This window comes from Bacillus sp. P4_D3 (assembly GCF_056401855.1).
In genome coordinates this window covers 1-4,158 of the sequence record NZ_JBFUIN010000276.1, presented here as the reverse complement: position 1 = coordinate 4,158, position 4,158 = coordinate 1, and the positions used below count along the sequence as shown (strand labels likewise).

Annotated in this window: 4 protein-coding genes and 1 pseudogene; 4 read left to right on the top strand and 1 reads right to left on the bottom strand. The window is 34.0% G+C overall.

The window, feature by feature from the left end; genetic code table 11:
* The first annotated feature begins 117 nt into the window (after positions 1-117).
* From AC1DTM_RS19220 to AC1DTM_RS19205, 4 genes are all read left to right on the top strand, one after another.
* Complete coding sequence (locus tag AC1DTM_RS19220) at positions 118-486, top strand: DUF4180 domain-containing protein (RefSeq protein WP_002110118.1); 369 nt, start codon at positions 118-120, stop codon at positions 484-486.
* A gap of 183 nt (positions 487-669) precedes the next feature.
* Positions 670-1,437 carry an arylamine N-acetyltransferase family protein gene (locus tag AC1DTM_RS19215; protein WP_016104956.1) on the top strand — a complete coding sequence of 256 codons (768 nt, stop codon included), beginning with the start codon at positions 670-672 and terminating at the stop codon, positions 1,435-1,437.
* 161 nt (positions 1,438-1,598) lie between these two features.
* A complete protein-coding gene (locus AC1DTM_RS19210) occupies positions 1,599-2,252 on the top strand; it encodes a YdeI/OmpD-associated family protein (RefSeq protein WP_016104957.1) in 654 nt (217 codons plus the stop codon).
* Positions 2,253-2,378: 126 nt separating this feature from the next.
* Complete coding sequence (locus AC1DTM_RS19205) at positions 2,379-3,494, top strand: NAD(P)/FAD-dependent oxidoreductase (RefSeq protein WP_016104958.1); 1,116 nt, start codon at positions 2,379-2,381, stop codon at positions 3,492-3,494.
* A 430-nt stretch (positions 3,495-3,924) separates the two neighbouring features.
* Here AC1DTM_RS19205 and AC1DTM_RS19200 read toward each other — a convergent pair.
* A pseudogene (locus AC1DTM_RS19200) lies at positions 3,925-4,158 on the bottom strand (CDP-diacylglycerol--serine O-phosphatidyltransferase); the annotation flags it as partial.

The window sequence follows — 4,158 nt, the reverse complement described above, 5'->3', positions numbered from 1 at the left end:
ATACGTATCACTCAAGTAAGGGCTAAATGGTATAGAGGGAATTTTGAGCCATGATCAATATGAAGAGCTGCAAAGCATGTTTACTACATGATGTGTAAATTATAGAGGAGTGAGACTATGGAATTAGAGAAAATAGTAACCGGCGGAATAAATATTGCTGTCGTAAGAAACGATACGTTAGTAATATCTGATGTTCAATCTGCATTAGATCTTTTGGCAACAGTTCAATATGAAGTAGATTCAAAGCGTATTATTATCCACAAATCTTTAATAAGTGAAAGTTTCTTTGACTTAAAAACACGTCTTGCGGGTGATATTCTTCAAAAGTTTATAAATTACAGAGTAAAGATTGCTATCGTTGGAGATTTCTCTATGTACACTAGTAAAAGCTTAAAAGACTTTATTTTTGAATGTAATAAAGGTAATGATATCTTTTATTTAGCAACTGAACAACAAGCAATTGAAAAGTTAAGCTCATTGAAGTAAATGATATAAAGTGTATTTCGAAAGAGGCATCCGTTATGGTGCCTCATATTTGTATTCTGATACAAATATGTTTTCGGAGTTTGTACCGGTACAGTAACTGTAAATATGCATGGATACAGTACCTCATAAAATTTACAATCAGCATATATTAGTTTAACTTATAATTTTTAAGGGGTGCTGAATATGACAAGTTTACAAGATCAGCTTTTTAAAAGATTGAACTTTGAAAAACATACTGAAGTGAAATTTGAAGAATTAAATACAATGCTTTTTGCATTTGCGCATACAATACCGTTTGAAAATTTAGATGTTATAGCAGGTAATACAAATGAAATTTCAAAAGAGAACTTACAGAAGAAAATATTAACAAGTTCGCGTGGCGGGCTTTGTTATGAATCAAATACTCTTTTCTACTATTTTTTAAAAGACTGTGGTTTTAATGCTCAGCTAGCATTAGGAACAGTTTATAAAAATGATATTAATGCATGGGCACTTGAGGACGGACATATTACTATTATTATAAATTTTGATAATGAAACATATTTAATTGATGTAGGGATTGCTTCGTTGGTACCTCTTGTTCCAGTTCCGTTTTCTGGGCAACCGGTTTCTTCTAAAAACGGCATGTACCGTGTGAGACGGAAAGATACAAGCAAAGGAAACTATGTTTTAGAAAGAATGGATGTTGATGAAGAGTGGAAAGTCTGTCATGCTTTTTATAATCATGTTATTGATGAGTCAATTGTAAATGAGGTTCAAAAAAAGGTGATAGAAGATGAGAAGTCTATTTTCAATAAAGGGCCGATTGCAGTAAAGTTGACGGATTCTGGTCATGTTTCCTTAACGAATGCTAGTTTAACTGAAATTATTTACGGAGAAAAAAGTAAGCGTGAAATTACAGGGAATCAATATAGAGAACTATTACATTCACTTTTTAATATTGAACTATGAAAAAGTGAATAGCCGACTCCTATTTGGAATCGGCTATTTTGTTATTTCGAGCCAAGTAGATTCCGTTCTCAATTTAAAGTTTGATTTTCTTAATAGATATAATACACTAGAACAGTATAAAAAATATATAAAATGAATATTGAATGTAGAGGAAGATTATTATGTCAGTTATCGATAAATTGAAACTTAATAAGTATACGAATATGGTGGTTATTAACGAACCGAACGATTATGAAGTGTTTGGAGATAAACCAACTACATTTTCTAAAGAGCATGATGCTGTTTTTATTTTTGTAGAAACGCTTGATGAGATGGTAGAGCATACAAATTTCATTATTAAAAATGAAGAGTTGTTACTTGAGAAAGGTTATGTCTTTTTTGCTTATCCGAAAAAAGGTAATGCTCGTTACAGTACTTTTATTCATCGTGATGAAATGTTTCCAGCGTTAAATGTTGGAGAAGATGGATATGTAGGAAATAGTGATATTAAATTTGCGCGAATGGTAAGTATGGATGACGTTTTCACTGTTGTTGGTTTAAAACGTGAAAAGAAAAAAGCAAAGAAAACGCCTGCTGCAAGTCAATGTGTTGCTGATTATGCTGATCGAATTCAAGATGTGGAAGCATTATTGGCTAATCATCCCACTGAACTTAAATTTTATCAAAGTTTAACTCCTGGATATCAAAAAGATTGGGCACGTAATTTATTTTCTGTAAAACAAGAAAAAACACGTGAAAAACGTCTTGAGAAAATGATTGAAATCCTTTCACAAGGCTATAAAACAATTGAATTATTCCGTAAGAAGAAAAAATAACGATTAGGAACGTCACAATGATGCAACAATTAATTACGTTGAACACATTGAAAAAATGATTCCTTCCATTATACTAAAGTATGTTCTTATATTTAAATAATTAGCAAAAGAGAAAAGGTGTTTGAAATGAAATCGTATATTGTAGTTGGAGCTGGAATTTTAGGAGCATCTACTGCTTATCATCTTGCTAAGGCTGGTGCGAAGGTTACTATTGTAGATCGTCAAGAGTTAGGTCAAGCAACTGACGCAGCAGCAGGTATTGTCTGTCCTTGGCTGTCGCAACGTCGTAATAAAGCATGGTATAAAATCGTTAAAGGCGGTGCACGTTACTATTCTTCGTTAATTCAGCAATTAGAAGAAGACGGTGAAACGGATACAGGTTACAACCGTGTAGGTGCAATTAGTTTACATACTGATGAGAAAAAACTAGATCAAATGGAAGAGAGAGCGTATAAACGCCGTGAAGATGCACCGGAGATTGGTGAAATCACTCGCTTATCAGCTGAAGAAACGAAAAAATTATTCCCAGCATTATCGGAAGAATATAGTTCTGTTCATATTAGTGGCGCTGCACGAGTAAATGGAAGATTATTACGCAACGCATTAATAAGCGCTGCGAAAAAACATGGTGCAACTTTCATAAAAGGTGATGCAGTATTAGTCCGTGAAGGGAATCATATTACGGGAGTTAAAGTAAACGACGAAACAATTGTAGCGGAAAAGGTAATGGTAACTGCAGGCGCATGGGCGAACGAAATCTTGAACCCATTAGGAATTAATTTCTTAGTTACGTTCCAAAAAGGACAAATTGTTCATTTACAAATGGAAAATACAGCAACAGAAAATATGCCAGTTGTTATGCCGCCGAACGATCAATATATTTTAACATTTGACAATGGCCATGTCGTAATTGGTGCAACGCATGAGAATGATACTGGTTTCGATCACCGTGTAACAGCTGGTGGTTTACATGAAGTATTCCATAAAGCGTTAACAGTAGCGCCTGGTTTAGAAGATGGTACAATGGTTGAAACAAGAGTTGGCTTTAGACCGTTTACACCAGGGTTCTTACCTGTTATTGGACCACTACCTAATTTTGAAGGCATACTCATTGCGAACGGATTAGGTGCTTCAGGATTAACAGCAGGTCCATACTTAGGATCTCAACTTGCTAAACTTGCGTTAGGGCAACCGATTGAATTAGATTTAAATGATTATGATGTTGCTGGGGCAATGGAATAGTAATAAACAAAAAAGATTAGGAGTGATTTCCTAATCTTTTTGTTATGTTATTTGGGCGTAACTAAGTATTTTTAAACAAGGGGTACCACCACATCGTTATCAAGCTAAGAAAATAGATAACCCACAAAACGAAAAATTTTTGCCTTTTATAGCAACGAAGTGCATTTTTATCGTTTGAGGTATTAGAGAAGAAAGATGGATTTGTTCAATATAGAGGCGAAAATACATATAAATATAAACAATAGCCTCAAAAACTGGAGGCTATTCAATTTCACAATCTATTATGATTAATTACAATAAATAGGTAAGCTCTTTAAAGTCTGTCCCATCGCTGCATTCGTAAAATGATGAATAACATCAAAATCCTCAACTTGATGGATGTTAGCGAACCGTTCCACAAATGAAATTAAAGCGATAGACGGGATCCCAATTAAAGTTTTTTAAACCTAATTGGACTTACCATTAAGAGAGCGAGGATTAATGTAATCCATGCATTGCTATATGAAAACAATCCCATACCGGCCAATGGTAATCCAGCAGCTGGAATAGGTAATCCCTTAAAATATCCAATGGTTGGTTTTACACTAAATTTAGCTAATCTTAAAGCACCCATCGTTGGGAAAAGGATAAATGCCAAAGAAGTTAAAATAGATGGTGTTGCTAT